Annotated in this window: 29 protein-coding genes; 11 read left to right on the top strand and 18 right to left on the bottom strand. The window is 76.3% G+C overall.

Annotation, left to right across the window (positions count from 1 at the left end):
• Positions 1-2 precede the first annotated feature (2 nt).
• From GCE86_RS11850 to GCE86_RS11835, 4 genes are read left to right on the top strand one after another with little or no spacing between them, the layout of a single operon-like run.
• Positions 3-626 carry a bifunctional 4-hydroxy-2-oxoglutarate aldolase/2-dehydro-3-deoxy-phosphogluconate aldolase gene (locus tag GCE86_RS11850; protein WP_239543523.1) on the top strand — a complete coding sequence of 208 codons (624 nt, stop codon included), beginning with the start codon at positions 3-5 and terminating at the stop codon, positions 624-626.
• Positions 623-1,576 (top strand): sugar kinase, encoded by a 954-nt coding sequence (locus GCE86_RS11845; RefSeq protein ID WP_154226999.1) that lies wholly within the window; start codon positions 623-625, stop codon positions 1,574-1,576. Before GCE86_RS11850 ends, GCE86_RS11845 begins: the two co-directional genes overlap by 4 nt.
• Before the next feature lie 40 nt (positions 1,577-1,616).
• The gene (manD, locus tag GCE86_RS11840) at positions 1,617-2,846 is read left to right on the top strand and encodes a D-mannonate dehydratase ManD (RefSeq protein ID WP_154226998.1); all 1,230 of its coding nucleotides are present in this window, start codon (positions 1,617-1,619) and stop codon (positions 2,844-2,846) included.
• A complete protein-coding gene (locus GCE86_RS11835; protein WP_154226997.1) occupies positions 2,836-3,381 on the top strand; it encodes a gluconokinase in 546 nt (181 codons plus the stop codon). Before manD ends, GCE86_RS11835 begins: the two co-directional genes overlap by 11 nt.
• Positions 3,382-3,398: 17 nt before the next feature.
• On the opposite strand, the gene GCE86_RS11830 is transcribed toward GCE86_RS11835, so the two are convergent.
• Positions 3,399-3,818 (bottom strand): YchJ family protein, encoded by a 420-nt coding sequence (locus GCE86_RS11830; RefSeq protein ID WP_154226996.1) that lies wholly within the window; start codon positions 3,816-3,818, stop codon positions 3,399-3,401.
• A 21-nt stretch (positions 3,819-3,839) separates the two neighbouring features.
• Entirely contained in the window at positions 3,840-4,421 is a 582-nt protein-coding gene (locus GCE86_RS31840) for a histone H1 (RefSeq protein WP_154226995.1), read from the bottom strand.
• A 287-nt stretch (positions 4,422-4,708) separates the two neighbouring features.
• Here GCE86_RS31840 and GCE86_RS11820 point away from each other — a divergent pair, with 287 nt between their 5' ends.
• Both GCE86_RS11820 and GCE86_RS11815 read left to right on the top strand, forming a co-directional pair.
• The gene (locus tag GCE86_RS11820; RefSeq protein ID WP_154226994.1) at positions 4,709-5,326 is read left to right on the top strand and encodes a mycothiol-dependent nitroreductase Rv2466c family protein; all 618 of its coding nucleotides are present in this window, start codon (positions 4,709-4,711) and stop codon (positions 5,324-5,326) included.
• A gap of 1 nt (position 5,327) precedes the next feature.
• Positions 5,328-6,551 carry an MFS transporter gene (locus GCE86_RS11815; protein ID WP_154226993.1) on the top strand — a complete coding sequence of 408 codons (1,224 nt, stop codon included), beginning with the start codon at positions 5,328-5,330 and terminating at the stop codon, positions 6,549-6,551.
• Positions 6,552-6,680: 129 nt separating this feature from the next.
• Here the strand turns inward: GCE86_RS11815 and GCE86_RS11810 are convergent, their stop codons facing one another.
• Together GCE86_RS11810 and GCE86_RS11805 are read right to left on the bottom strand one after the other, a co-directional pair.
• Positions 6,681-8,156, bottom strand: coding sequence for a PhoX family protein (locus tag GCE86_RS11810; protein ID WP_154226992.1), 1,476 nt, complete (start codon positions 8,154-8,156; stop codon positions 6,681-6,683).
• A gap of 149 nt (positions 8,157-8,305) precedes the next feature.
• On the bottom strand, positions 8,306-9,082 hold the full coding sequence (locus GCE86_RS11805) for an SGNH/GDSL hydrolase family protein (RefSeq protein WP_154226991.1): 777 nt from the start codon (positions 9,080-9,082) through the stop codon (positions 8,306-8,308).
• A 79-nt stretch (positions 9,083-9,161) separates the two neighbouring features.
• Here GCE86_RS11805 and GCE86_RS11800 point away from each other — a divergent pair, with 79 nt between their 5' ends.
• Positions 9,162-10,160 carry a phosphotransferase family protein gene (locus GCE86_RS11800; protein WP_154226990.1) on the top strand — a complete coding sequence of 333 codons (999 nt, stop codon included), beginning with the start codon at positions 9,162-9,164 and terminating at the stop codon, positions 10,158-10,160.
• A 4-nt stretch (positions 10,161-10,164) separates the two neighbouring features.
• Here the strand turns inward: GCE86_RS11800 and GCE86_RS11795 are convergent, their stop codons facing one another.
• The 5 genes from GCE86_RS11795 to GCE86_RS11775 all read right to left on the bottom strand — a co-directional run bounded on the left by GCE86_RS11795 (position 10,165) and on the right by GCE86_RS11775 (position 14,680).
• Entirely contained in the window at positions 10,165-11,277 is a 1,113-nt protein-coding gene (locus GCE86_RS11795) for a magnesium and cobalt transport protein CorA (RefSeq protein WP_154226989.1), read from the bottom strand.
• 75 nt (positions 11,278-11,352) lie between these two features.
• Positions 11,353-12,003 (bottom strand): class F sortase, encoded by a 651-nt coding sequence (locus GCE86_RS11790; RefSeq protein ID WP_154226988.1) that lies wholly within the window; start codon positions 12,001-12,003, stop codon positions 11,353-11,355.
• An 86-nt stretch (positions 12,004-12,089) separates the two neighbouring features.
• Entirely contained in the window at positions 12,090-12,578 is a 489-nt protein-coding gene (locus tag GCE86_RS11785; protein ID WP_154226987.1) for a hypothetical protein, read from the bottom strand.
• Positions 12,579-12,881: 303 nt separating this feature from the next.
• A complete protein-coding gene (locus GCE86_RS11780) occupies positions 12,882-13,493 on the bottom strand; it encodes a response regulator (RefSeq protein ID WP_154230457.1) in 612 nt (203 codons plus the stop codon).
• 59 nt (positions 13,494-13,552) lie between these two features.
• Complete coding sequence (locus GCE86_RS11775) at positions 13,553-14,680, bottom strand: sensor histidine kinase (RefSeq protein ID WP_244317270.1); 1,128 nt, start codon at positions 14,678-14,680, stop codon at positions 13,553-13,555.
• Positions 14,681-14,853: 173 nt separating this feature from the next.
• Here GCE86_RS11775 and GCE86_RS11770 point away from each other — a divergent pair, with 173 nt between their 5' ends.
• Positions 14,854-15,276, top strand: coding sequence for a DUF6069 family protein (locus GCE86_RS11770; protein WP_154226986.1), 423 nt, complete (start codon positions 14,854-14,856; stop codon positions 15,274-15,276).
• A gap of 44 nt (positions 15,277-15,320) precedes the next feature.
• Here GCE86_RS11770 and GCE86_RS11765 read toward each other — a convergent pair whose 3' ends face one another.
• The 4 genes from GCE86_RS11765 to GCE86_RS11750 form a co-directional block, all read right to left on the bottom strand.
• Positions 15,321-16,145 carry an ArsR/SmtB family transcription factor gene (locus GCE86_RS11765; protein ID WP_154226985.1) on the bottom strand — a complete coding sequence of 275 codons (825 nt, stop codon included), beginning with the start codon at positions 16,143-16,145 and terminating at the stop codon, positions 15,321-15,323.
• 162 nt (positions 16,146-16,307) lie between these two features.
• Positions 16,308-16,817, bottom strand: coding sequence for a DinB family protein (locus tag GCE86_RS11760; protein WP_154226984.1), 510 nt, complete (start codon positions 16,815-16,817; stop codon positions 16,308-16,310).
• A 54-nt stretch (positions 16,818-16,871) separates the two neighbouring features.
• Positions 16,872-18,203, bottom strand: a complete 1,332-nt coding sequence (locus GCE86_RS11755) for a nicotinate phosphoribosyltransferase (protein ID WP_154226983.1) — start codon at positions 18,201-18,203, stop codon at positions 16,872-16,874.
• A gap of 80 nt (positions 18,204-18,283) precedes the next feature.
• On the bottom strand, positions 18,284-18,805 hold the full coding sequence (locus tag GCE86_RS11750) for a pyridoxamine 5'-phosphate oxidase family protein (protein ID WP_154226982.1): 522 nt from the start codon (positions 18,803-18,805) through the stop codon (positions 18,284-18,286).
• 78 nt (positions 18,806-18,883) lie between these two features.
• Here GCE86_RS11750 and GCE86_RS11745 point away from each other — a divergent pair, with 78 nt between their 5' ends.
• The gene (locus GCE86_RS11745; RefSeq protein ID WP_154226981.1) at positions 18,884-20,143 is read left to right on the top strand and encodes an MFS transporter; all 1,260 of its coding nucleotides are present in this window, start codon (positions 18,884-18,886) and stop codon (positions 20,141-20,143) included.
• A gap of 7 nt (positions 20,144-20,150) precedes the next feature.
• Here GCE86_RS11745 and GCE86_RS11740 read toward each other — a convergent pair whose 3' ends face one another.
• Entirely contained in the window at positions 20,151-21,209 is a 1,059-nt protein-coding gene (locus GCE86_RS11740) for a Gfo/Idh/MocA family protein (protein WP_154226980.1), read from the bottom strand.
• A gap of 89 nt (positions 21,210-21,298) precedes the next feature.
• Between GCE86_RS11740 and GCE86_RS11735 the strand changes: the two genes are divergently transcribed.
• Complete coding sequence (locus GCE86_RS11735) at positions 21,299-22,558, top strand: lycopene cyclase family protein (RefSeq protein WP_154226979.1); 1,260 nt, start codon at positions 21,299-21,301, stop codon at positions 22,556-22,558.
• A gap of 106 nt (positions 22,559-22,664) precedes the next feature.
• Here the strand turns inward: GCE86_RS11735 and GCE86_RS11730 are convergent, their stop codons facing one another.
• Positions 22,665-23,777 (bottom strand): serine hydrolase domain-containing protein, encoded by a 1,113-nt coding sequence (locus GCE86_RS11730; RefSeq protein WP_239543521.1) that lies wholly within the window; start codon positions 23,775-23,777, stop codon positions 22,665-22,667.
• Between the two features lie 108 nt (positions 23,778-23,885).
• Here GCE86_RS11730 and rnhA point away from each other — a divergent pair, with 108 nt between their 5' ends.
• Complete coding sequence (gene rnhA, locus GCE86_RS11725; protein WP_154226978.1) at positions 23,886-24,362, top strand: ribonuclease HI; 477 nt, start codon at positions 23,886-23,888, stop codon at positions 24,360-24,362.
• Positions 24,363-24,389: 27 nt separating this feature from the next.
• On the opposite strand, the gene GCE86_RS11720 is transcribed toward rnhA, so the two are convergent.
• From GCE86_RS11720 to GCE86_RS11710, 3 genes are all read right to left on the bottom strand, one after another.
• Positions 24,390-24,650: a hypothetical protein gene (locus GCE86_RS11720; protein WP_154226977.1), complete on the bottom strand. Its 261-nt coding sequence runs from the start codon at positions 24,648-24,650 to the stop codon at positions 24,390-24,392.
• A 36-nt stretch (positions 24,651-24,686) separates the two neighbouring features.
• Complete coding sequence (locus GCE86_RS11715; protein WP_091259783.1) at positions 24,687-24,923, bottom strand: preprotein translocase YidC; 237 nt, start codon at positions 24,921-24,923, stop codon at positions 24,687-24,689.
• 114 nt (positions 24,924-25,037) lie between these two features.
• Entirely contained in the window at positions 25,038-25,973 is a 936-nt protein-coding gene (locus GCE86_RS11710) for a pentapeptide repeat-containing protein (protein WP_244317269.1), read from the bottom strand.
• Between the last annotated feature and the right edge of the window lie 123 nt (positions 25,974-26,096).

Below are 26,096 nucleotides of genomic sequence, written 5' to 3'. Positions count from 1 at the left end.
CCATGACCTTCGACCTCACCGCCGAACTCGCCGCCACCCGCCTGCTGGCGGTCATCCGCGGCACCGACCCGACCGCCGCCATCGCCGCGGGCACCGCCCTGCTCGCCGAGGGCGTCCGCGTGGTCGAGGTGGCCCTGACCACGCCCGGCGCGCTGGACGCCATCGCCGCGATCCGGGCCGCCGCCCCGCCCGGCTCCCTGGTCGGCGCGGGCACCGTGCTCACCCCGGCCGCCGTGGCCGACGCGGCCGCGGCCGGCGCGCAGTTCGTCGTCACCCCGGCCGTCGTCGACTCGATCGGCGAGGCGGCCCGCCGCGGGCTGCCCGTGGCCGCCGGGGCGCTCACCCCGACCGAGGCGTACGCGGCCGTGCGGGCGGGCGCCGCCGCCGTGAAGCTCTTCCCGGCCTCCCTGGGCGGGCCCGCGTACCTGAAGGCGCTGCGCGACCCGTTCCCGGACATCCCGTTCGTCGCGGTCGGCGGGGTGGGGCTGGCCGAGCTGCCCGGCTACCTCGCCGCCGGGGCGATCGCCGTGGGCGTCGGCGGCCCGCTGGTCGGCGACGCCGCCTCCGGCGGCGACCTCGACGCCCTGCGCGAGCGGGCCCGCGCCTACCTCGCCGCCGTCGCATGAGCGGCCCCGACCTCCTCACCTTCGGCGAGGCCCTGGTGTCGCTGCGGTCGGCCGGGCCGCTCACGGCCGGTGGCGCGCTCACCCCGCACCTGGCCGGGGCCGAGGCCAACGTGGCGATCGGCCTGGCCCGGCTCGGCCACCGGGCGGCCTTCGCCGGCCGGGTCAGCGACGACGAGCTGGGCACCTTCCTGCTGCGCCAGCTCCGCGCCGAGGGCGTCGACGTGACGCACGTGGTCCGCGACCCCGGGCGCCCCGCCGGGCTCATGTTCCTGGAGCGGCGCACCGCCGACCTGACCCGGGTGCTCTACCAGCGGGCCGGCTCGGCCGGGTCGGCGCTGGGCGTCGACGACCTGCGGCCGGCCCTGGCGGCCGGCGCCCGGGTGCTGCACCTCACCGGGATCACCCCGGCGCTCTCCGCGGGCGCCCGGGAGGCCGCCGGCTGGGCGGCCGAGACCGCGGCCCGGGCCGGGACGCTGGTCTGCCTGGACGTCAACCACCGGTCGAAGCTGTGGTCCCGGGACGCCGCGCGGGCCGTGCTCACTCCGCTCGCCGGGCACGCCTCGGTCGTGGTCGCCTCGGACGACGAACTGGACCTGGTCGGGGCGCCGGGCGCGGACGAGGAGACCCTGGTGACCGGGCTGCTGGCCCGGGGCGTGTCGACCGTGCTCGTGAAGCGCGGCGGTGAGGGCGCCCGGGCGTACACCGCCGACGGCCGCCGGGACGCGGCGGCGCTGCCCGTGACGGCGGTCGACACCGTCGGGGCGGGGGACGCCTTCACGGCCGGCTACCTCTCCGGCCACCTGGACGGGCTGGACCTGGCCGGGCGGCTGCGTCGCGCCGTGACCCTGGGCGCCTTCGCCGTCGCCGGACACGGCGACTGGGAGACGCTGCCGCGCCGGGACGAGCTGTCCCTCCTGGACTCCCGGCAACCCGGCGACACCCTTCGCTGACCCACCCCGAGAGCTGACCCACCCCGAGAAAGGCATCCGCGTGAAGATCGTCGCAGCGGACGTGATCGTCTCCAGCCCCGACCGCAACTTCGTCACCCTCCGGATCACCACCGACGAGGGGCACACCGGGCTCGGCGACGGCACCCTCAACGGCCGGGAGCTGTCGGTCGCGTCCTACCTGGCCGACCACGTCGTCCCGTTGCTGATCGGGCGGGACCCGCACCGCATCGAGGACACCTGGCAGTTCCTGTACCGGTCGGCGTACTGGCGGCGCGGGCCGGTGACCATGGCGGCCATCGCGGCCGTCGACGTGGCGCTCTGGGACATCAAGGCCAAGGCCGCCGGGATGCCGCTCTACCAGCTCCTCGGCGGCGCGTCCCGGACCGGGATCATGGCGTACGGGCACGCGTCCGGCCGGGACCTGCCCGAGCTGTTCGACTCCATCCGCGCGCACCTGGAGCAGGGCTACCGGTCGATCCGGGTGCAGACCGCGGTGCCCGGGATCAACGCCGTGTACGGCGTCGCCGCCCAGCCCAGCGTCGACGGCAAGCGGTACGACTACGAGCCCGCCCAGCGCATCCCGCTGCCCGCCGAGGAGGACTGGGACACCCGCGCGTACCTGCGCCACCTGCCCGCCGTGTTCGAGGCGGTTCGCAACGAGTTCGGCCCCGAGCTGCCGCTGCTGCACGACGGCCACCACCGGATGACCCCCATCCAGGCCGCGAAGCTCGGCAAGGCGCTCGAACCGTACGACCTGTTCTGGCTGGAGGACTGCACCCCGGCGGAGAACCAGGAGGCGCTGCGGCTGGTCCGCCAGCACACCACCACCCCGCTGGCCATCGGCGAGGTCTTCAACACGGTGTGGGACTACCAGACGCTCATCCGGGAACAGCTGATCGACTACGTCCGGTCCGCGGTCACCCACACCGGGGGCATCACCGCGATGCGGAAGCTGCTCGACTACGCCGCCCAGTACCAGATCAAGTCCGGCATCCACGGCCCGACCGACATCTCGCCGGTCGGCATGGCCGCCGCGCTCCACCTGGACCTGGCCATCCACAACTTCGGCATCCAGGAGTACATGCAGCACGGCCCGCTCACCAACGAGGTGTTCCGGCAGTCGTTCACCTTCGCCGACGGGTACCTGCACCCGGGCGACCAGCCCGGCCTCGGCGTGGAGCTGGACGACGAGGCGGCGGCCCGGTTCCCGTACCAGCCGGCGTACCTGCCGTTCAACCGGCTCAAGGACGGCACCGTCCATGACTGGTGACCGGCCGCCCACCCGGCACGTCGTGGTGATGGGCGTGTCCGGGGCGGGCAAGACGACGGTGGCCCGGGGGATCAGCGAGCTGACCGGCCTGCGGTTCGCCGAGGCCGACGAGTTCCACTCGGCGGCCAACGTGGCCCGGATGCGGGCCGGCGTCCCGCTCGACGACGCGGACCGCTGGCCGTGGCTGCGCGCCCTGGCCGGGTGGATGGCCGACCGGCACGCCGAGGGGGTGTCCACCGTGCTGACCTGCTCGGCGTTGAAGCGCGCGTACCGGGACGTGCTGCGGCAGGGGCCCGCCCACGTGGAGTTCCTGCACCTGGACGGGGCGGCCGAGCTGATCCGGGACCGGCTGGACCGGCGGGTCGGGCACTACATGCCGGCCAGCCTGCTCGACTCGCAGCGGGCCATCCTCGAGCACCTGGGGCCGGACGAGTCCGGTGTGGTGCTGGAGGTGGCGGCGTCGCCGGACGAGCTGGTCCGGGCCGCGGTCCGCCGGCTCGGCCTGCCGGTGCGCGCCGCGGTCGCCCGCCCCTGACCGGCGCCGCCGGCCGGTCAGTCGGGAAGCGCGTCCAGGTAGACCCAGCGGCCGTCCTCCCGGACGAACCGGCTGTGCTCGGCCACCGTGCCGGGCCGGCCGGCCTCCCGGTAGTGGGCGCGGAACCGGACCGTGCCCGCGCTGTCGAACAGCCCGCCCCGGTCGGTGCCGAGCACCTCCAGCCGGGTCCACTTGGTGCCCGGGTCCAGCCGCAGGCGCGGCGGCCGGGTGGTGGAGTGCCAGCTGTGCAGCAGGTGCGCGGCGTCGCCGAGCGCGAAGGCGCTGTAGCGGGAGCGCATCAGCGCCTCGGCGGTCGCCGCCGCCGAGACGCCCCGGTGGATCGGGCCGCAGCAGTCCGCGTACGGCAGGCCGGAGCCGCACGGACAGGCCCCGCTGGTCGGGTCGGCCGCGCTCGGGCGGGCACCGCGTTTCGCCACCCGGTCATTCTCGCCGACGGCTCACCGGCCGCTCGTCCGGGCCGTCCGCCGGTTACCGAACGACTCCATGGTGGTGGCCTTCCTCGCCGGCGTACGCGTAGCGGCGACCCGCCGCGCCTCGGCGGCGCGGTCGGCGGCCTTCTTGACGGTGGCCGCGTGGGCCGTGCCCTTGGCGGCCGGCGCCTTCTTCGCCGTGGTCCGCGTGGCCGGGGCCTTCTTCACCGTGCTCCTGGTGCCGGGCGCCTTCTTGGCCACGGCCTTCTTGGCGGGGGCCTTCTTCGCCACGGCCTTCCTGGCGGGCGCCTTCTTGACGGCGGCCTTGGTGGCGGGGGCCTTCTTCGCCGTGGTGGCCTTCTTCGCGGCGACCGCCTTGGCGGTGGGCCTGCGGGTGGGTGTGGCGGTGGTGGCCGAGGTGGCCTTCTTCCGCGCCACCCGCGCGGTGGTCGGGGTCGGCTTCTCGCCGGGAGTCTTGGCGGCGGTGGCCCCGGTCGCCCGCTTGGTGGCGGTCGCGACCTTCTTCGCCGCCGCCTTGTTCGGCATCGGGGCCTTGCGGGCCCCGGTGGCCTTCCTGGCGCTGCTCGGTCTGGTGGCCGCCTGGGCCATCGGTCCTCCTCGCGGTCCGCCGCGGCCCGGACGGGTGCGCCCGGCGACGTCGGGCCGGCCGGCCCGCGCGGCGCGCGTGTCTTCCCGCCGCGTCGCAGCTCAAACCCGGCGCGAGCGACCCCACCGGCGGTTGCGGGCGGTGGTGCGAGGACCGCATCGACGACGACACCGACCGGCGTCTCGGCTATTGGCCCAACGATCAGGGCATGGATTGGCTCTGCTGATGGGCCACTTCACGGCATACCGTCGACTCGGCAAGCGGCACTCGCGAAGGGACCGAGACGACGATGACCACCGCCGACATGTGGTTCGACCCGCGCTGCCCGTGGGCGTGGAACGCCTCCCGCTGGCTGCTGGAGGTGGAGCGGGTCCGCGAGGTCCGCGTCCGGTTCCACGTGCTGAGCCTGTCGCTGCTCAACGAGGGGCGCGCGGACCTGGAGGAGTGGTATCAGGAGTGGCTGAAGCCGGGTCTTGGCCCGGTCCGGGTCTGCGTGGCCGCCGCGCAGAAGTGCGGCCCCGAGGTGCTGCGCGACCTCTACACGGCACTCGGCGAGCGGATCCACCACGAGGGCGCCCCGATCGGCCGGGAGCTGTACGTGGCGGCGCTGACCGAGGTCGGCCTGCCCGTCGACCTGGCCGATGCCGCCGACACGACCGAGCACGACGCGGCCCTGCTGGCCAGCCACCAGGCCGGGCTGGCCCCGGTGGGCGAGGACCTCGGCACGCCGACCATCCACGTCACCGGCCCCGACGGGCGGGTGAACGCGTTCTTCGGGCCGGTGGTGGCGCCGATCCCGCGCGGCGAGGCCGCCGGCCGGCTCTGGGACGGGGTGCTGCTGGTCTCCGGCACCGACGGGTTCTTCGAGCTGAAGCGGGCGCGGACGCGCCGGCCGATCGAGCGCTGACGTGTCCGGCCGCCTGCTGCCCGCGCCCGGCCCGGCGCGCACGCTCGCCCTCGCGCAGCTCGCCAACTCGGTCGGGGACGGCGCCTTCCTCGTCACCTCGGCGCTCTACTTCACGCAGGTGGTGGGCCTGTCACCCGGCCAGGTCGGGCTCGGCCTGTCCGCCGGCTGGGCGGTGGGCCTGCTGGCCGGCGTGCCGGCCGGGCACGCCGCCGACCGGCGGGACGCGCGCCGGGTCGCCGTCGGGCTGGCCGCCGCCACGGCGCTGGCCGTCGCCGCCTTCCTGCTCGTTCGCGGGGCGGCCTGGTTCGTGCTGGTGGCCTGCCTCTACGCCGGCTGCCAGACCGCGCTGGCGGCGGTGCGGCAGGCGCTCCTGGCGCGGCTGGTCGAGCCGGACCGCCGGACCGGGGTGCGGGCACGCCTGCAGTCGGTGGCGAACGCCGGCCTCGGCCTGGGCGCGGCGCTCGGCGGACTGGCGCTCTGGGCGCACACCGCCGGGGCGTACCGGTCGGTGCTCCTGCTCGACGCGGCGGCCTTCCTGACCACGGCCGTGCTGCTGCGGCGCCTTCCCGCAGGAAGCGGCCCGGCGGTGCGGCCCGCGGCGGGCGGCGGTCGTCTCGCGGTGCTCCGGGACCGGCGCTACGCGCTGCTCACCGCCCTGAACGCGGTCCTCATGCTGTACCTGCCGCTGCTCAGCCTGGTCCTGCCGCTCTGGGTGGCCCGGCGTACCGCGGCGCCCGCCTGGGTGGCCGCGGCGCTCCTGGTCGTCAACACGGTCGCGGTGATGCTCGCCCAGGTGCGGGTGGCCCGGCGGGTGACCGACCCGGCCGGCGCGGTGCGCGCGCTGCGCCGGGCCGGCGCGGCCATGGTCGTGGCCTGCGCGCTGTTCGCGTTGTCGGCCACCGCCGCCGGGGCCTGGCCGGCGGCCGCGCTCCTGCTGCTGGGCGCCGGCGCCCAGGTGTACGCCGAGATGGCGCACGGCGCCGGTGCCTGGCAGCTCAGCTTCGACCTGGCGCCGGCCGACCGGCACGGCCTCTACCAGGGTTTCTTCGGCGTCGGGGTGCCGCTGGCCCGGATGCTCGGCCCGGTGCTGCTGACCTGGCTGATCGTCGACGGGGGCGGACCGGGCTGGCTGGCCTTCGCCGCCCTCTACGCGGCCGCGGCGGCCGGCATCGGCCCGGCCGTGCGCGGCGCGGGGCGCCCGTCCCCGGTGCCGGTGGCCGGCTGATCCGGCGCTCCGGACGCCCGCAGCTCCCCGGGCAGCGGCACCGGCCGCTTCGCCACCCGGTCGTCGCCCGAGGAGCGCCCGCGCAGGTGCCGGCGGCGGGTGGGTCCCCACCCGCCGCCGGCCGGTGCCTCAGACCCCGATCCGGGACCAGTCACCCCAGATCGCGAACGTCATGCCGCGGCTCGCCTGGATGTTGACGAACAGGGTGTGCCCGTCCGGGCTGAAGGTGGAACCGGCGAACTCGTCGTTGGAGCGGTCCGCTCCGGTGCTGCTGACCAGCCGGTTCAACGCGATGTCGAACAACTCGCCGCGCGGGGTGAGCCCGCGGACGTAGTTGTCGTCCACGTTGTCCTCGCAGACCACCAGCGTGCCGCGCGGGCTGGTGGTCACGTTGTCCGGGAAGTCCAGCACATCCGGCCCGGGCGACTCGTACACCAGCCGCAGCACCTGCGCCCGGCAGTCGTACGCCCACACCTGGCCGTGCCCGTTGCCGTACCCGTCGGCCACCGGGCCGGTCGACGTCTCCGCGGGGCCACCGCCCTGGGTGGCGGTGAAGTAGACGACGCCGTCGTCGTACGCCGACCCCTCCAGCCGGGAGAAGTAGGCGGCGCCCCGGTCCCAGCCCTGCCGCGACACGTACGTCAGCGCCTGGTCGTTCGTCGTCGGCGCGACCTGCCCGGGGGTGTACGGGAACCGCGGCGCCGGGTCGTCGATGTCCACCCACTGCACCGGGTACGTCGCGTGCCGCCGCTGCGCCGCGGCCAGGTTCAGATTGCGGCGGCCGCGCACCGCGAGCATCTGCAGCCGGCCCCCGTCGGTCAGCCGGCCGCGCTTCATGGGGTCCACCGGTGGCGTGTACCGGTAGAAGCCGGACGGGTAGCCGAAGTTGTCCTCGGTCAGGTAGAGGTGCCCGCCGCGCGGGTCGTAGGCCACCGACTCGTGCGCGAACCGTCCGGCGGCGGTGACCGGCGCCCGGTCCGACCGCCCGCCCGCCGGCACCTCGTAGATGAAGCCGTGCGGCTTGGTGAGGGGCACGTTGGAGGCGCCCGTGAAGTCCGGGCCGACGTCCGGCCCGTTGACCGTCTCCTCGCAGGTGATCCAGCTGCCCCAGGGCATCCGGCCGCCGGAGCAGTTCATCATGGTGCCGTTCAAACTGGTCCACGAGCGCCGGACCTCGCCGTGGCGGGTGACCTCGACCGTGGTGGTGCCGCCCTGCGCCATCGGGTCGTACGCCGCGGCGGCGTCGCCGAAGGCGGGGCCCGGGTTGTTCACCTCGTGGTTGCGGACCAGCCGGACGGTGCCGTCCGGCCCGCGGAAGGCGCCCATGCCGTCGTGCCGGCCGGGCAGCCGCGTGCCGTCGTCGAGGGTGACCGGGAACTCGGTGTCGTGGAAGGAGCGGTACTGGAAGCCGGGGGGCAGGTGCAGGCGGACCGCGCCGTCGCGCAGATCGGGCACCGGCCCCAGTGTCGGCTGGGGTGCCGGGCGCCGGCCGGCCGCGCCGGCCTCGCCGCGCGCCACGAACCCGAGGAACGGGCCGCCGAGGACGGCGCCGCCGGCCGCGGTGGCGGCGCCGCGCAGCAGGGTGCGCCGGTGGAGATCAGGCATCGGGGACTCCTTTGTCGCCGGGTCTCCGTCCATCGAGGCCGGGGACCGATCCTCCGAGTGATCCTCGTCACCTGTCCGCCGCCTGGCAACCCTCCGGCCGGGTCGCCGGGGCGGCGGTTCCGGACCGCAGCTCCGCCTGGTCGGGCTGCTCAGGACGCCGGCAGCTCCACGGGCAGCGGCACCGGCCGCTTCGCCACCCGGTCGTCGCCGGAGGAGCGCCCGCGCAGGTGCCGGCCCAGCCAGGGCAGCAGGTGCCGCCGGGTCCACGCCAGCTCGGCGCGGACCGCCTCCCGCCGGCGCCGGCGGGGAGCCACCGGCAGCGGGTGCGACCACGAGTCGTCGTACCCGGGCAGGCCGGCGGTGTGCGCGAGCGCCGCGGCGATCCGCTCGTGGCCGGCGGTGTTGGCGTGCAGCCGGTCGTCGCTCCACAGCCGGGGGTCCGAGGACACCGCGTGCGCGCCCAGGTCGAGCAGGGTCGCCCCGGTCTCCGCGGTGGCCGCCCGGACCGCCTCGTTGAGCGCCAGCACCCGCCCGCGCAGCGGGCGGGCCAGCGGCATCACCGGCGCCGGGTCGGGCAGGGTGAAGGTGAGCACGGTCGCGCCCTGGCCGACCAGCGCGCTCTGCATGGCGCGCACGTCCTCGACCACCCGATCGGCGTCGAACGACGGCCGGAGCACGTCGTTCATGCCGGCCACCACGGTCGCCAGGTCGGGCGCCAGCTCCAGCGCCACCGGCAGCTGCTCGCTCCGGATCCGCGCGGTGGTGCGGCCGCGGATGGCCAGGTTCGCGTACTCCAGGCCGCCCTGGGCCCGGGCCACCGCGAGGGCGAACCGGTCGGCCCAGCCCCGGTAGCCGCCCGCCTCGTCCGGGTCGTCCAGACCCTCGGTGGTGCTGTCGCCGATCGCCACGTACCGCCGCCACATCATGCGCGCCAGCCTACGGAACCCCGCCCGGCGGATTCCGGGACAGCGCCGGCCCGGCCGGCCCGCTAGCGTGGTGCGGGAGATGAGCCCGACCCAACGCCTCCTCGACCCGGATCAGGTCCGGCGCTACGTGGCGGCGTCGCTCGGCCCCACGGCGGGCGTGACCGACTGCGGGCCGCTGACCGGCGGCGGGTTCGCCGCCGTCTGGTGGGCGACCCTCGACGACGGGCGGGCCGTGGCGCTGAAGGTGGGCCCGCCGCCGCACGTGCCGCTGCTGCGCTACGAGCGGGACATGATCGGCGCGGAGGCGCGCTACCTGCGGCTGGTCGCCGCGCGGGCGCCCGCGGTGCCCGTGCCGCCGCTGCTGCACCACGGGCGCGACACGGTGCTCGGCGACTGGCTGCTCACCGGCCTGCTGCCCGGGCGCACCCTGTGGGACCTGAGCCAGGCCGGCGCCGAGGTAGGCCCGCTCCGGGCCGAGCTCGGCCGGGCGCTGGCCGCGCTGCACGGCGTCACCGGCGGCCGTTACGGCTACGACGGCGGCCGGGCGAGCGCGCCCACCTGGCGCGGGGCGTACACGGCCATGCTGGACGACCTGCTCGCCGACGCGGCCGACTGGTCGGTGCCGCTGCCCGTGCCGGCGGCCCGGATCCGCGAGCTGGTCGACCGGCACGCCGGCGTCCTCGACGCGGTCCGCCGCCCGGCGCTGCTGCACTTCGACGGCTGGGCCGGCAACGTCCTCGCGCTCGACGACCCCGACGGGACGCCCCGGCTCACCGGGCTGGTCGACGGCGAGCGCCACCTCTGGGGCGACCCCCTGCTGGACCTGGTGTCGCCGCTGTTGTTCCGGCGCGCCGAGGACGAGCCGGACGACCCCCTCGTGCGGGCCTACCGGGCGGCCGCGCCGTTCCCGCTGGACGCCGGGGCGCGCCGCCGGCTCGGGCTCTACCGGCTGCACCTCTACCTGCTCATGACCGTGGAGATGCCCAGCCGGGGCATCACGGCCGAGTCCGACCCGGGCCGGGTGGCCCGGCTGGCCGGGCTGCTCGACGCCGAGCTGTCCGACCTGGAGGGCGCGTGACTCCTCAGAGCCAGCCGGAGCGGCGGAACAGCCGGTGCAGGGTGACCGCGGCCGCCGCCATGAGCAGCAGCGCCCCCGCGTAGCCGTAGCGCCAGCCCAGCTCCGGCATGTGCGTGAAGTTCATCCCGTAGACGCCGGCCACGGCGGTCTGCGTCGCGGCGATCGCCGCCCACGCCGCGATCTTGCGCATGTCGTTGTTCTGCTCGACGGCGAGCTGCGCCAGCCGGGACTGGAGGATCGAGTTGAGCAGGTCGTCGTACGAGCCGATGCGGTCCACCGCCCGGGTGAGCCGGCTCTCCACGTCGGCGAACCAGCGGTGCAGCCCCGGCGGCGGGCCCCCGCCCCGCTGCTCCAGCAGCACCCGCAGCGGCGCCTGCAACGGCAGCACCGCCCGCTTGAACTCCACCACCTCCCGCTTGAGCTGGTAGATGTGCTGGATGTCGGCGTCCCGGTCGCGGGCGAAGACGCTCTCCTCGACCCGTTCCAGGTCCCGTTCCAGGTGCCCCGCGACCTCCAGGTAGAGGTCGACCATCCGGGCGCAGACCGCGTACGCCACCGCCCACGGCCCCTCGGCCAGCACGCCCGGCCGGCGCTGCACGTCCTCCCGCACCGGGGTCAGCGCGCCGGTCGCGCCGTGCCGGACGGTGAGCGCGAACCGGTCGCCGAGGAACACCATGACGTCGCCGGTGTCGATCACCTCGGAGGTGGCGGTCAGCTCGGTGTGCTCCACGTAGCCGGCCGTGCGCAGCACCAGCAGCGTCACGTCGCCGTGCCGCTGCACCGTGGGGCGGTGCCCGTCGGCGAGGGCCTGCGCCACGGCCAGTTCGTCCAGCCCGAAGGTCCGCCCGACCGCGGCCATCACGGCCGCGCCGGGCTCGTGCAGCCCGAGCCAGACGAACGCGCGCCGGGTCCGGCGGGCCCGGTCGTACGCGTCGGCGTAGTGCGGCCGGCCCGGCTCCCGCCGCCCGGCCACGTAGACCGCGCAGTCCACCACGGCGTCCGGATTCGCCCGCCGGGGCGCCGGGCCGGCCGCCCCGTCGGCGCGTCCGAGCAGGCGGGTCAGGAGGCCGGGCAGCAGGCGCCCGCCCCACCGGGTCCGTGCCGCCGACCGGCCCACCGCGCACCTCCGCCCGCCGAGGAACTGACGGCCTACCGTACGGCCTGCCGGCGGCGTGGGACTGTCCGGCCCGCGTCAGCGGGACGCGGTGGCGAAGACCACGATGTTGTCCGGATAGCTCCCGGTGCGCGGGTTGAACCGTCCACCGCAGGTGATGAGCCGGAGCCGGGCCTCGGCGCCGCCCCCGTACACCCGCTCGGTGGGGAAATGTTCCTTCGGGTACGCCCCGACACCGTCCACGGTGAACACCGCGACCCGCCCGTCGGCCCGGGTCACCTCGACGGTGTCGCCGGGGCGCAGCCGGCCGAGGTCGAAGAAGACCGCCGGGCCGCGCAGCGAGTCGACGTGCCCGACCAGCACGGCGTTGCCGGCCTCGCCCGGCGTCGGGCCACGGCGGTACCAGCCGGCGATCTCCGGGTGGTCCAGCGGTGGCACCTCCAGCGCGCCGTTCTCGTCGGTGGCGACCGGGACGATGTCGGCGTCGACGCCGATCCGCGGGATGGTGACGCGGACCGGCTCGGCGCGGGGGAGCACCGGGCCGGTGGCGCCGGAGGGTTCGACGGTCGGCGCCGCCGAGGCGCCCGGCTGGGGCGGCGGGGTCGAGGTGGTGCCGAGGCCGGCGGCGACCAGTCCGGCGCCGGTGGCGCCCGCCAGGGTGACCGCGGCGACGATGACGGCGGTGCGGGTTCTCGACGGACCGCCCGCCCGGTGGCGCTGCGACGACAGGGTCCCACCTCCGTCCGTCGTGGACGCGGTGCCCGCGCCGGTCCGACCGGCGCGGGCACCCGCTCAGGGATGGTGTGGCGGGGCCGTCAGGCGACGGCGGTCCCGCGCCGGCGGCGGCGCACCAGCACGTACGTCCCGCCGGCGACCGCCGCGGCGGCCAGGGCGCCGCCCGCGACCAGCACGCCGGTGTCGCCGTCCCGGCCGCCGGCGCCGGCCTGCGCGCCGCCGATCGGGGTCACGGTGAAGCTGGCCGTGCCGCCGTTGCTGCCGTCGCCGCAGGTGGTGGTGACCGTGTACGTGCCGAGGGTGAACCCGGCGGTGAAGAGCTCGGCGCTCAGGCCGCCGCCCGCCGCGGCGGTCGTGGATCTGACGTTCTGATCCCGGTTCGGGCCGGTGACGCGGAAGAGCGCGTCACCCGCCTTCGGGTTGCACGACGTCGTGGTGAGCACGACGGTCCCGCCGACCGGGGTGGTGGCCGGTGAGACGGTGGTGTCCGCGAGGGCGGCGGCCGGGAGCAGCAGTGTGCCGAGGCCCACGCCGACCGCCGCCGATCCGAGAACTGTCTTTGCCTTCATCCGCGTCTTCCCTCACTTTTCGTCCGCTGTCTGCGTGGGACGTCGTTCGGGTGGCCAACTCCGTGACTAGCACCGGTGTGGCCAACACTAGGAGGGTTGCGGCGGTCACTCGGCGTAATTGAGAAATCTTCGCCGTCGTCACGTGTTCCCGGTCGCTCCCGGGTGCGACGGACATGCCCGCCCAGCCCGGGCACCGGGCACGGCGGCTCGTCCGGCCGTGCGTGGAACGTCCCGTCCCGACGGTGCCGGCGCGTCTGTCCGGTTCGGCCCGCGCTGGGGTGGTCGACCGGACCCGGGCGAACGTCAGCGGGGCGGCGGCTCGGGCCGGACCAGGCCCACGTCGTAGGCGAAGACCACCGCCTGGATCCGGTCCCGCAGGCCGAGCTTCGTGAGGATGGCGGACACGTGCGTCTTCACGGTGGCGGTGCTCAGGTACAGCCGCTCGGCTATCTCCGCATTGGACAGTGCCCGCGCCGCGAGCGTCAGCACCTCCACCTCGCGGGCGGTGAGTGCGGCGAGCCGCCCCCGATCGCCGGACGCGCCGGGCAGCCGGTCGGCGAACCGGTCCAGCAGCCGGCGGGTCACCGTCGGCGCCAGCAGCGCCTCGCCCCGCGCCACCACCCGCACCGCCTCGGCCAGGTCGGCCGGGCGGGTGTCCTTGAGCAGGAAGGCGCTGGCACCCGCGCGCAGCGCCGCGTACACGTGCTCGTCGAGGTCGAAGGTCGTGAGCATGACCACCCGCGCCGGGTTGCCGCCGGACACCAGCTCGCGGGTGGCGGCGATGCCGTCCTGCCGGGGCATCCGCACGTCCATGAGCACCACGTCGGGGCGGGTCCGGTTCGCCACGGCCACGGCCTCGACCCCGTCGGCGGCCTCGCCCACCACGGTCAGGTCGGGCCGCGCGTCGATCACCATCGCGAGCCCCGCGCGGATGAGCTCCTGGTCGTCCGCGATCACCACCCGGACGCTCCCGCTCACTGTGCCACCTCGGTTCGTGGGGCTCGCTCTGCCGCCACGGGAAGGCGGGCGGCGACGCGGAACCCGCCGGAGGGCAGGGGACCGGCCTCCAGCGTGCCGCCCAGCAGCCGGGCCCGCTCGCGCATCCCCACGATGCCCCGGCCCGCGCCCGCACCGATGCGGCGCGGCGGGCCCGTGCCGTCGTCGACCACCGCCAGGCTCAGCACGCCGTCACCGTAGCGGACGCTGACGTCGGCCCGGCTGGCGTGGCTGTGCCGCAGCGCGTTGGTCAGCGACTCCTGGACGATCCGGTACGCCGACAGCTGCACCCCGCCGGGCAGGGCCTCGGCGCCGGCGTCCCGGTCCAATGTGACCTCCAGGCCCACCGCCCGGACGGCGTCGGCGAGGGCGTCGAGCTGCGCGAGGCCGGGCTGCGGCCCGTCCGGATCCGTGCCGTCGTCGGCGGCCAGCGCGTGCAGCATCGACCGCAGCTCGGTGAGCGCCGACCGGGCCGCCGTGTGGATCGCGCCGAGCGCGGCCCGGGCCCGCTCCGGGTACGCGTCGAAGACGTCCTCGGCGGCGGCGGCCTGCACGGCGATGACCGCCACGTGGTGCGCCACCACGTCGTGCAGCTCACGGGAGATCCGCTCCCGCTCCCGGGCCAGCACCTGGCGCTGCCGGTCGTGGCGGCGCTGGAAGTGCCCCCGTTGCAGCTCGCCGAGGGCCCAGCCGAGACCCAGCGCGGTCCACGCGAACAGCAGGTCCCGCCAGCCGCCGGTGACCAGCTCCCACGGCGTGGGGAGGAGCAGCAGCCCCAGCGCGACCAGCGAGAACCGGGGCGGGCGGAGCCGGGCGACGTAGGCCAGCGGCACGTTGACCAGGCCCAGCCAGCCGAGCGGGGGGCAGAGCACCTCCAGCCCGACACCGGCCAGGGCGGCCACCGCGAGCGCGTACCCCGGTCGCCGGCGGATCCACAGCAGACAGCTGGCCTGCACGGCGGCGAGGCCGGCCGCGGCGGCGGTCCCGCCGGCCGAGGCCGGGGGCGTGCCCGGGGCGAGCAGCACGGCCAGGGCGATGGTGAGCATCACGGCGGCGAAGCCGCCGTCGAGCAGCAGCAGGTTACGGGGGTGAGGCCGGGAGTTCACGCCCCGGATGCTAGGCCGCGTACCGGCTCGGGCTCATCGGTCGCCAGACGGAGATCCGGGCCGGATCTGGTCCCCGGGACGGAGCCGTGAACCGGTCCGCGGCGCGATCCGCTCGCCCCCGGCGCGGGCCTAGCGTCCCTGGTGACCGATTCCGCTCCTGGAGGTACGCACCGATGGACACCACCATTGCCCCCGCCGTCCCCGCCGCCCGTCCGGCGCGCCGCCGCGACCGCGCCCTGGCGGTGCTCGCCACCACCGCGGCCACCCTGACCGGGTGGGTCGCCGCCGTCCCCGTGGCCGGAGTCGACCCGGTCGTACGCACCGGCGGGACCGAACAGTCCGTCACCGCGGTCGCGGTCGGGGCCAGCACCCTGCTCGCCGGCCTGGCGGCGTGGGCGCTGCTGGCCCTGCTGGAGCGGTTCACGGCCCGGGCGCGCGCCGCGTGGACCGGCGTGGCCGGGCTGGTGCTGCTGGTGTCGCTGCTCGGCCCGCTGGGCGGGGGAGCGGGCACGGCGGCGACCCTCACCCTGGTCGCCCTGCACCTGGTGGCCGCCGCCGTGCTCGTGCCGCTGCTGCGGCGCACCGCCCGCCGCTGAGCCGGCGGGCCGGGGCTGCCGCCACGGGGGAGGGCAGCCCCGGCTCAGTCGGCCGCCACCGGCTCCGGCAGCGGCGCGCCGGTCTCCAGCAGGCTCTTGAGGCTGGCCAGCAGCTCCGGCCAGCCGCCGCTGCCGGTCAGCTGCCCGCTGATGGCCCGGTGCATCTCGCTGTCCGGCGAGAAGTCGTCGTGGGTGACGGTCAGCCGGACGGTCTCGCCGTGCGGCGCGAGGTCGAAGGTCACCTTCGAGCGGCGCTCGCCGAGCCGGGCGGCGAACTCCTCGTCGGACCAGCCGAAGTGCGCCGCGTGCTCGGGCTGGAAGCCGTGCCAGGTGTACGCGAGCCGCCGGTAGGGCTCGGCCTCCAGCACCCGCTGCCCGAGATCCTTCGGCTCGGCGTCCGGTGTGTCCTGCCAGAGCAGGGGCGAGCCGGGCCGCCAGTCGGAGACCAGGGTGACACCGCCCCAGTAGCGGCGGGTGAACTCCGGCGCCGTGAGCGCCGTCCAGAGCCGCTCCGGGGTGGTGCGGATGTAGGTGGTGTAGACGAACGTCGGGCTCGTCACGGGCTGCCCCTCCAATGCTGTCCGCAGGTCGGCGAGGGCCTGTGCCCGCGCCCGGTCGTACCGGCCGATCCACCGGTCCGCGACGGCGTTGATCGGGGCGGCGTTGAGGTGGTGCAGCTTCTCCCGCCCCTGTCGGGTGGTGGTGACGAGGCCGGCGGCCTCCAGCACGGCCAGGTGCTTGCTCACCGACTGCCGGGTCATGTCGAGGCCGGCGCTCAGCTCACGCAGGCTCTGGCCGTTGCGGAGGTTGAGGCGGTCGAGCAGCCGCCGCCGACTGGTGTCGGCGAGCGCCCGGAACACGTCGTCCACCCGGCTTCCTTCCCGCAAAAGGCAACCATCCGGCTGCCTGTCACGACCATACGCAACCATCCGGCTGCCTGTCCAGCCTCGGCCAGACGGCTAGCCTCCTAGGATGCCCTAGCGGGTGTGCGGGCCCGGACGGCAGCACGGGGATGCATCCGCGCCGGGCGATCATTCCCCGGTCCGGCCGTCGGCCAGCTCGCGGGCGATGTCGAGATGGCCGGCGTGCCGGGAGTACTCCTGAAGGACGTGGAAGAGGATCGCCGCGAGGGTGGGACGCCGTGCCGGGTCGGTGAACCGGCCGCCCAGGGCGGCGGGGGAGTCCAGCGGGGTGGCCTCGACGATCTCCCGGGTCCGCCGTCCGCCCTCGTGCAGCGTGGCCACCAGGCCGGCGACGGTCTCGCCGGGAGCCACGTGCCAGCGGTCGTCGGCCCGGTCGCCCCACGGGTCCGGCACCGGCTCGCCGAGGAAGCCCCAGACCAGCCAGCGCCGCTCCATGAAGGCCAGGTGCTTCAGCAGCTCGGCGGGCGTCCAGCCGGACGGCACCAGGGCGGTGCGGACCTGCGCGTCGGTCAGCCCGGCGACGCGATCGGCGACGGTGTCCCGGTAGTAGTCGAGGTAGGTGAGGAACAGCGCCGGCACGTCCGACGACGGGCCGGGCTCGGGAAACGGCACGCGCATGCCGGGCAGTATGCGCCGGCCGTCGCCGTCATCGGGCCGGCCGGGTCGTTCCGGCTAGTGGCGCCCGAGTCGCGCGGCCACCCGCTCGTGCAGCGCCGCCAGCGCCGGGCTGACCGTCACGGTTGGCGGCGCCGGGTCGGTCAGCCGGCGGGCCGGCTCCGGCAGCCAGTCGAGATCGGCGTCGAAGCGGCCACGGGCGGCGCGGACCGCCTCGGCGGGGTCGGCGGTGTCGAGCCGGCGGCCACCGCGCATGACCTGCACCAGCAGCGGCTCCCGGCCGTCCGGTGGTGGCTCGTCCCGCAGCCCCACCACGTCTCCCGCCGCGCCGGTCGGAGCACGGAAGACCTGCTTGGCGGCGGGCAGGGTGGCTTTGCCCGGGGACAGCTTCAGCACCGGCCGGTCACCGTAGGCGACCAGCTTGTAGGCGCTGTCCAGCGACGGCGCGTCGTACGAGACGCCCATCTTGGTGCCCACGCCGTACCCGTCGATCGGTGCGCCCTGCGCCACGAGCCCCGCGATGACGTCCTCGTCGAGGCTGCCGCTGGCGATGATCGTGGCCTGCCGCAGCCCGGCCTCGTCGAGGATCGCCCGGGCCTCCCGGGCCAGCGCCCCGAGGTCGCCGGAGTCGAGCCGTACGCCGAGCGGGCCGGTCAACCCGAGTTCGGTGACGACGTCGACGGCGGCCCGGACTCCGGCGGGCGTGTCGTAGGTGTCCACCAGGAAGATCGGATTCGTGGGGAAGTCGGCCGCGAACGCCCGGAACGCCGCCCGCTCGTCCGGGAACGCCTCCACGTACGAGTGGGCCATGGTCCCGGACGGGGCGATCCCGTACCGCATGGCGGCCTCGACGTCGCTGGTCGCGGCGAAGCCGGCGATGGCCGACGCCCGTGCCACGCCCGCGCCGGCCTCGATCCCGTGGGTACGCCGGAACGCGAAGTCGACCAGCTGTGCGCCGCCGGCGGCGAGCCGGCAGCGGGCCGCCTTGGTGGCCACCGTCGTGTGGAACGTGATCAGGTTCAGCACGCCCGTCTCCACGAGCTGTGCCTCGGCGATCGGCGCGGTGACCTCCAGCAGCGGCTCGTCGGCGAAGACCACGCGACCCTCCGGCACGGCCCACACGTCGCCGGTGAACCGCAGCCCGGCCAGGGCCGTCAGGGCCGGCTCGTCGAACCCGAGGACGTCGCGCAGGTGGCCCAGCTCGGTGTCGTCGAAGGCGAAGTCCTCCAGGAACGCCAGCGCCTCGGCCAGCCCGGCGGCGACCAGGAACCCGCGCCGGTGCGGCAGCCGGCGGACGAAGAGGCTGAACGTGGCCTGCTCCGTCATGCCGCGGCGCAGGTAGCTGGCCGCCATCCGCAGCTCGTACAGGTCGGTCCGCAGTCCCGTCATGCCACCTCCTCCACCACGCCACCACTGTGATCCATCCGGTGGCGAGGCGTACGGGAAACAGGAGATCCGCCACGGGCGGCTCAGCGGGGGCCGGCGGCCCGCCAGAACTGGCGCGGCGCGTACCCCTCCCGGCGCAGCCAGTGTTCGGTGTAGACGATCCGCTCGGCCGGCACCACCACTAGCGGCCCGGCCGGTGGCTCGTCCAGGGACCGGGACCGCTCCACGTGGTCGGACTGCCACCGGTACGCCGGCCAGTGCCGGTCGAAGCCGGGGTCGCCGGGGTGCAGCACCCGGGCCCGGCCGAAGACCTGGGCGCCGCGGCTGCTGGCCTGCCCGACCAGGGGCGCGAAGACGCCGATCGAGACGCGCGGGTCGGCGGCGAGGTTGCGCATCTTCGGCGAGTCGGCGACCGCCGTGAACATCAGGGTGAAGTCCAGGTGGAAGTAGCGCACGGGGGTGGCGAGGGGCCCGTCCGGGCCGGCGGTGGCCAGCACGCACATGTTCTGCGTGGAGAGCAGGTGGAGGATGCGTTCCTCCAGGCGGTCGCGGTCGAGGCGGGCGGTGGGCGCGGGGCCGGCGAGCCAGGGGTTCGTGACGGGCATGCTTGATCCTTTCATCGCGGCCGCGACGGCGGGAAACCCGGTTCGGGTGACGCTCCGGGGCTGGTAGGTTGCCTCGCCGTGACGGGGACGGATCGGCTCGACGGGCGCTTCGCCCGGCTCTGGACGGCCAGCACCATGTCGGCGCTGGGCAGTGGGATGGCCACGGTGGCCGCGCCGCTCTACGTGGCCTCGCAGACCGACGATCCGCTGACCGTGTCGGCCGGCGCCGCCGTGGCCTGGCTGCCCTGGCTGCTGTTCGCGCTGCCCGGCGGGGTGCTGGTGGACCGGGTGGACCGGCGCCGGCTCATGGTGGTCATCGACTGGGTGCGGGTCGCCGCCCTGGCCGTGCTGGCCGCCGCGCTGGTCACCGGCCGGGCCGGTGTGCCGCTGCTCTACGTGGTGCTGTTCGTGGTCAACACCGGTGAGGTGGTGTTCCGCACCGCGGCCCAGGCGGTCGTGCCGGCGGTGGTGCCCCGGTCCCGCCTGGAACGGGCCAACGGCTGGCTGGGCGGCGGCACCCAGATCATGCAGAACATGGTCGCCGGCCCGCTGGGCGGCTTCCTCTTCGTGGTGGCCGCGGCCATCCCGTTCGCCGTGAATGCCGGCACGTACGCGCTCAGCGCCGTCCTCGTCGGGCTGCTCGCCGGGTCGTACCGGGGCGCGCCGGGTGCGGGCGGGCGGCGCTCGGTCCGGGCGGAGGTCGCCGAGGGGTTCCGCTGGCTGCTGTCCCAGCGGCTGCTGCGGACCATGGCCCTGCTGATCGGGCTGCTGAACGTCACGCTGACCGCCGCCCTCGCGGTGCTGGTGCTGCTCGCCACCGACCGGCTCGGCCTCGGCTCGGTCGGCTACGGGGCGCTGTTCACCTGCATGGCCGTGGGCGGGCTGCTGGGGTCGGCGGTCGGCGACCGGCTGATCGCCGCCATCACCGCCACCTGGACGGTGCGGGTGGGCCTGCTGATCGAGGCCGGCCTGCACCTGGCCCTGGCCGCCTCGCGCGACGCCGTGGTGGTCGGGGTGGCGCTGTTCGCCTTCGGGGTGCACAGCGCGTTGTGGAACATCGTCGCGAACTCGCTGCGCCAGCGGCTCACCCCGCCCGCGCTGATGGGGCGGGTGGGCAGCACCACCCTGTTCATCGCGGCGGGCGGCAACTGCGTCGGGGCGTTGCTCGGCGGGGTGCTCGCGGACCGGTTCGGGATCACCGCGCCCTACTGGGTGGGGCTCGTGGTGGCCGTGGCGGTGATCGGCACGACCTGGCGGGTGTTCGACCGGGCCACCGTGGCCGCCGCGTACGCCGAGCCGGCCCCGGACGGCCGGGACACCCCGGCGGCGGTCGCCTGAGCGGGCCTCAGAGCACCGGCAGGGTCACGCCCCGCATGGCCGCCTGGTGCGCCAGTTCGATCAGCTCGACCACCCCGACCGAGTCCGCCGGGTCCACCGGCAGCGGCGCGCCGTCGCGCAGCGCCGCCGCCAGGTGCGCGTAGAAGTCCTGGTACCGGCCCGCCTCGGTGGGCACCGCCCGCAGGTCACCGTCGGCGCCGAGCCGGCCGTACCGGTCGGGTTCGACCTCGCCCCAGCCGGGGGTGCCGGGCCGGCCGCCGTCGCGCAGCGCGGCCTCCTGCGGGTCCAGCCCGTAGGTCGTGTAGGCGGCGCGGTCGCCGAGCACCCGGAAACGCGGGCCGAGCTGGGCGGTCACGGCGCTCATCCACAGGTGGGAGCGGACCCCGCCGACGTGGGTCAGCGCCACGAACGCGTCGTCGTCCACCTCGGCGCCCGGCCGGCGCCGGTCCACCTCGGCGTAGACCTGCCGCACCGGGCCGAACAGCTGCACCGCCTGGTCGACCAGGTGGGCGCCGAGGTCGAACAGGGCGCCGCCGGCCTCGCCGGGCGCCGCGCTCTCCCGCCAGCCCGGCTTGATCGCGGGTCGCCACCGCTCGAACCGGGACTCGAAGCGGGCCACGCGGCCCAGCTCGCCCGCCTCGACGAGCCGGCGCACGGTCAGGAAGTCGCCGTCCCAGCGGCGGTTCTGGAACACCGTGAGGGGGACCCCGGCGGCGGCCGCCTCGGCGACCAGCGCGCGGCCCTCGGCGGCGGTCGGCGCGAGCGGCTTGTCCACCACCACCGGCAGCCCGGCCGCCAGGGCGGCCCGCGCCATCGGGACGTGCTGCCGGTTCGGGGTGGCCACCACGACCAGGTCGAGGGCGTCGGCGGCCTGCCAGAGCTGGTCGGCGTCGTCGAGCACCCGGGCTTCGGGGTGCTCGGCCGCGAGCTGCGCGCGGCGCTCCGGGTCGCGGGTGACGACCGCGTCCAGCCGTAGGCCCGGCGTGGCGGCGACCAGCGGGGCGTGGAACACCCGCCCGGCGATCCCGTACCCCAGCAACCCCACCCGCAGCGGCGCCTGCGCCATGCCGTCCCCCCGTATCCGATGATCCCCTGCGAATCTACGCGCCGCGGCCGGCGCGGGACGGCGGGTCCCGGGCGACGGGCCACCGGGGGGTGTGGCAGCGTGGGCGGGTGCAGCCAACCCCGGTCGAGGCCGACCTCGCGCTGGTCGGCGGTGGCGGCGCCGCGTCGCTGGTGCTGGCCGCCCTGGACCGGCACGACCTGACCGGCCTGCGGGTCGCCGTGGTCGACCCGGTGCGCAAGCGCGGCCAGGACCGCACCTGGGCGTTCTGGGGCGCGCCGGGCGGTGACCTCGAACCGCTGCTCAGCGCGAGCTGGTCGCGGGTCGACGTGGTCACGCCCGCGGGCCGCCGCGTCCTGCCGCTCGCCCCGCTCCGGTACGCCATGCTCCGCTCGGCCCCGGTCTACGACCGGGCTGCCGCGGCCGAGCGGCGGCTGGGCGCCGTGCGGATCGGCGCGCCGGCCGGGGCTCTCGTCGACGACGGTGACCGGGTGACCGTCCACGACCCGGAGGGGCGGCCGCTGGTGCGCGCCGGCTGGGTGCTGGACTCCCGTCCCCGCCCGCCGGCCCGGCCCGGGCGGACGAGCTGGTTGCAGCACTTCCGGGGCTGGTGGCTGGCGGCCGACCGGCCCACCTTCGACCCGGGCCGGGCGGTGCTCATGGATTTCCGCACCCCGCAGCCTGACCGGGGCGTCTCCTTCGGTTACGTGCTGCCGGTCGACGACCGGTACGCGCTGGTCGAGTACACCGAGTTCGGCCCCGCCCTGCTCACCGACGCCGGCTACGACGCGGCGCTGCGCGGGTACGCCGGCCTGCTCGGCCTGGACCTGACCGCGCTGCGGGTGCGGGAGGTGGAGAACGGGGTGATCCCGATGACCGACGGCCCGTTCGTGGCCCGCCCCTCGCCGCGGGTGGTCCGGCTCGGCACCGCCGGTGGCGCCACCCGCCCGTCCACCGGGTTCACGTTCTCGGCCATGCTCCGGCAGGCCGAGCAGGTGGCCGGGGCCGTGGCGGCGGGCCGGCCGCCGGTGCCCGCGCCCGCGTACCCGGGGCGGCACCGGTGGATGGACGCGGTGGCGCTGCGCGCCCTGGACCGGGGGCACGTCGGCGGGGTGGCGTTCTTCGAGCGGCTCTTCGACCGCAACCCGCCGGAACGGGTGCTGCGCTTCCTCGACGGGACGACCTCGCCGGCCGAGGACCTGGCGGTCATGCGGTCGAGTCCGTTGCTGCCGATGACCGGCGCGGTCCTCGGCGACGCCGCCGGTCGGCTGCGCGCCCGGTTGCGCCGCGATCCGGCCGCCACCCCGGTGCCGGAGGCCGGCCCGCGCGCGGCCGGTCAGGCCGGCTCGTAGCGGGCGATCACCACCCCGATGGTGGTCGTGACGCTGTCGGTCAACCGCAGCGACCGGACCAGCGCACCGCTGCCCAGCACCGCGATGTCCGGCCCGGGCTGCGCCTTCAGCGGCCGAGTTCCGCGGCGACCCGGTCGCGGACCAGCACCCGCAGGCCCTCCATGGGGTCGCCGTCGCCCGCGCCGAGCCGGTTGCGCACGGCCGCCACGGTCAACCCCAGTTCCGGGTACGCGAACGCCAGGCTGCCGCCGCTGCCGGCCGTGCCGAACGACCCGTCGGCGTCCACGGCGTAGCCGAGACCGAAGGTCGCCTCCTGCCCGAACACCCACTCCTCGGCGCGCACGGCCGGCGCGGACACCTCGCGGAGCCGGTCCGGGCCGACGAGCCGGACCCCGTCGACCGGGCCGAGCAGCGCCGCGTACATCCGGGCCACCGCCCGGGCCGACATCGTGCCGACCGCCGGCACGTCGGCGCGCAGCACCTCGGGCCGGCTGCCGGTGGTCGCGTCGGGCCGGACGTGCGCCGGGGCCACCGCGTCGAAGTTCGGCAGGTTCGCGCTCGCGTACGTCATGAGGGCGGCCAGGCCGGCGTCCTCCAGCCGGGCCAGCCGGGGCAGGTCGACCTCCGGCACGCCGAGGAACAGCTCGCCGGTCACGCCGAGCGGCCCGGCCACCTCCTCGGCGAGCACCTGCGAGACCGGCTTGCCGGTGACCCGCCGGACCACCTCGCCGACCAGCCAGCCGAAGGTCCAGGCGTGGTACGCCAGCCGCTCGCCCGGAGCCCAGAGCGGCCGCGCGTCGGCGAGCAGCCCGCACATCCGGTCCCAGTCGGCGAAGTCCGCCGGGGTGACGTCGGCGGGCAGGGCCGGCAGCCCGGCGGTGTGGGTGAGGGCGTGCCGCAGCGTGATGCCGTCCTTGCCGTGCCGGGCGAACTCCGGCCACACCTCGGCGACGCGCAGGTCGTAGTCGAGCCGTCCCTGTTCGGCCAGCGTGTGCACCACGGTGGCGGTGAGCCCCTTGCCGGTGGACACGGCGTGCACCGGCGTGCCGGCGGTCATGGGCCGGCCGGTGGTGGTGTCGGCGAGCCCGGCCTGCTCCTCGACGATCGGCGCGCCGGCCAGGTAGGCGGCCACCTGCACCCCGGCCTCGCGCCCGGAGGTGACGAGTTCGCCGACTGCCGCGTGTACCTCGGCCCGCAGGCCGTCCCATCGCCCGTCCATGATCAGGGACCCTGCCAGACGGCCGGGTGGGCGTCGTGGGGTTTTCCGCCGCCGGTCGCCGGTGGGGCGGTTGGTCCCGCGGCGGGCCGTACCGGGTAGGTTGCCGGCATGGCGGAGGCGGCGACCGGCGGGGTCGTGGAGATCTGGACCGACGGCGCGTGCAGCGGCAACCCGGGCCCCGGTGGGTGGGGTGTGCTGCTGCGCTGGGGCGGGCACGAGCGCGAGCTGTGCGGCGGCGAGGCCGCGCCGACCACGAACAACCGGATGGAGCTGACCGCCGCGATCCGGGCGCTGGAGAGCCTGACCCGTCCGGTCACCGTGCGGCTGCACACCGACAGCACGTACGTCCGCAACGGCATCACCGGCTGGCTGGCCTCGTGGAAGCGCAACGGCTGGCTGACCGCGGCGAAGCAGCCGGTGAAGAACGCCGACCTGTGGCAGCGGCTGGAGGCGGCCTGCGCCCGGCACGACGTGACCTGGCTGTGGGTGAAGGGCCACAACGGGCACCCGGAGAACGAGCGGGCCGACGCGCTGGCCAACCGGGGCATGGCCGAGGCGCGGGCCGCGGCGGTGGCCGCGCGCTGAGCCGCGGCGCCGTGACGGCGGGTCCGCCTACCGCTCCGGGCGGCCCTCCTCGATCTCCTCGGGCTCGTTCGCCGGGTCGGCGGTGCCGGAGACCTCGGCCACGTCGTAGCCGGCCCGGCTGATCTCCCGTGCCGAGCGGCGGTCCTCGGCCGGCAGGTCGGCGAAGTCGTCACCGGTGTCGTCGGTGGTGTGCAGGGACTCGCCCGGCGGGCGCAGCGACGCCTCGTACGCGGTCGCGCCGTCCGGCTCGTCGGTGCTGGCGCGTCCGAAGGACTCTTCACTCGTCATGTGGCACTCCTGCCCGCCCCGGCCGGGGGCAAACGCTCAGCGGGCCGCGTCCGGGTGGGTCGGCATCGAGGAGCCGCCGGAGCTGCTGCCCGACGCCCCGCCCGCCACGCCGGAACCGTCGTCCTCGGTCACTTCGTCCGGTTTCGGCGCGCCCGGCTCGGGTGCCGGCACGTCCGTGTCCGCCTCCACCTGGACCAGCCGGGCCTGGCCGGCCTCGTCCTCGGCGTGCGCCGGGTCGACCGGCTGCCTGCTCTGCCGTGTCTCGTATTTCACTGGCCGTGTCTCGGGCTTCACCGGTCCGCCTCCCGTCCGTCGCGCGGTGACGCCGCCTACCCGGCCCGGGTGCCACGAAACCCGGCCGTCCGGCCGCGGCGGGCGGGAGTGTCGTCAGCGGCGGCGCCGGCCCCCGGAGCGGCCGCCCGCCGGCCGCCCACCGGACGACCGGGTGGCCCCGGACGACCGGGTGGCCCCGGCCGAACCGGCCGGGGTGACGGTCAGCGACCAGTGCGCCGGCCGGCGCAGGCCGGGCGGCAGGACCGTGCGGTCGTCGCCGCGGGCCGCGTCGAGCTGGGACTGGTGCACGAACAGGCAGCCGCCCAGATCGGCGCCGCGCAGGTCCGCGCCACGCAGGTCGGCCCCGGTCAGGTCGGCGGCGCCGAGGTCCACCCCGCGCAGGTCCGCGCCGATGAGGCACGCCCCGCGCAGGTTCGCGCCGGCCAGGCGGGCGCGGCGCAGGTCCACGCCGATCAGCACGGCGCCGCGCCGGTCCGCACCGGCCCGGCCGGCGCGGGCCTGCTCGCCGGCCCGGGACAGCAGCCGGTTGACCCGCTCCCGCTGCGCGTCGACGTCGACGGCGAGCAGCTCCTCCGGGGTGCCGTCGGTGAGCCGCCCGGTCTCGGCGAGGGCGGCGGCCAGGTCGTCCCGCAGCGGGCCGGCCGGGGTCAGCGCCAGCGCCTCGGTCAGATACCAGAGCAACTCGTGCAGCGGCCGCATCACCGCGAAGGTGTCGAACATCCGCCGCGCGGTCGCCGGGTCGTCCCGCCAGTCCCGCCCCCCGAAGGTGCCCTGGGCGACGTGCTGGCCCGCGCCGAAGCAGTCGAAGACGGTGCAGCCGGGAAAGCCGCGCCGGCGCAGGTCCCGGTGGATGCCGCAGCGGGAGTCGGCGCCCAGGTTCGGGCAGGGCCGCCCGGCGGGCTTGTCGATCGCGAAGTCGGCGGAGGCGGCGAACGCGGGCGCGACGCAGCAGATCCCGACGCAGCGCGCGCAGTCGGCGCGCAGCTCCCGGGCACCGCCCGCCACCTGCTGGTCCACCGCCTCGGACACGCCGCCCGGCCTCCCGCCCGTCACCGCCGGGCGCGACCCTCGCACCCGTGGCCATTGTCCGCCCGGGTCCGCCCGGCCCACCCGGCGGGGCGCGCGGGTGTGACGGGGGCGCGGCGTGGGCGC

Origin of the sequence: Micromonospora terminaliae (genome assembly GCF_009671205.1) — a bacterium.
In the GTDB taxonomy this organism is placed as follows: domain Bacteria; phylum Actinomycetota; class Actinomycetes; order Mycobacteriales; family Micromonosporaceae; genus Micromonospora; species Micromonospora terminaliae.
The sequence above is the reverse complement of the archived record's forward strand: the minus strand, read 5'-3'. Positions and strand labels throughout refer to the sequence as shown.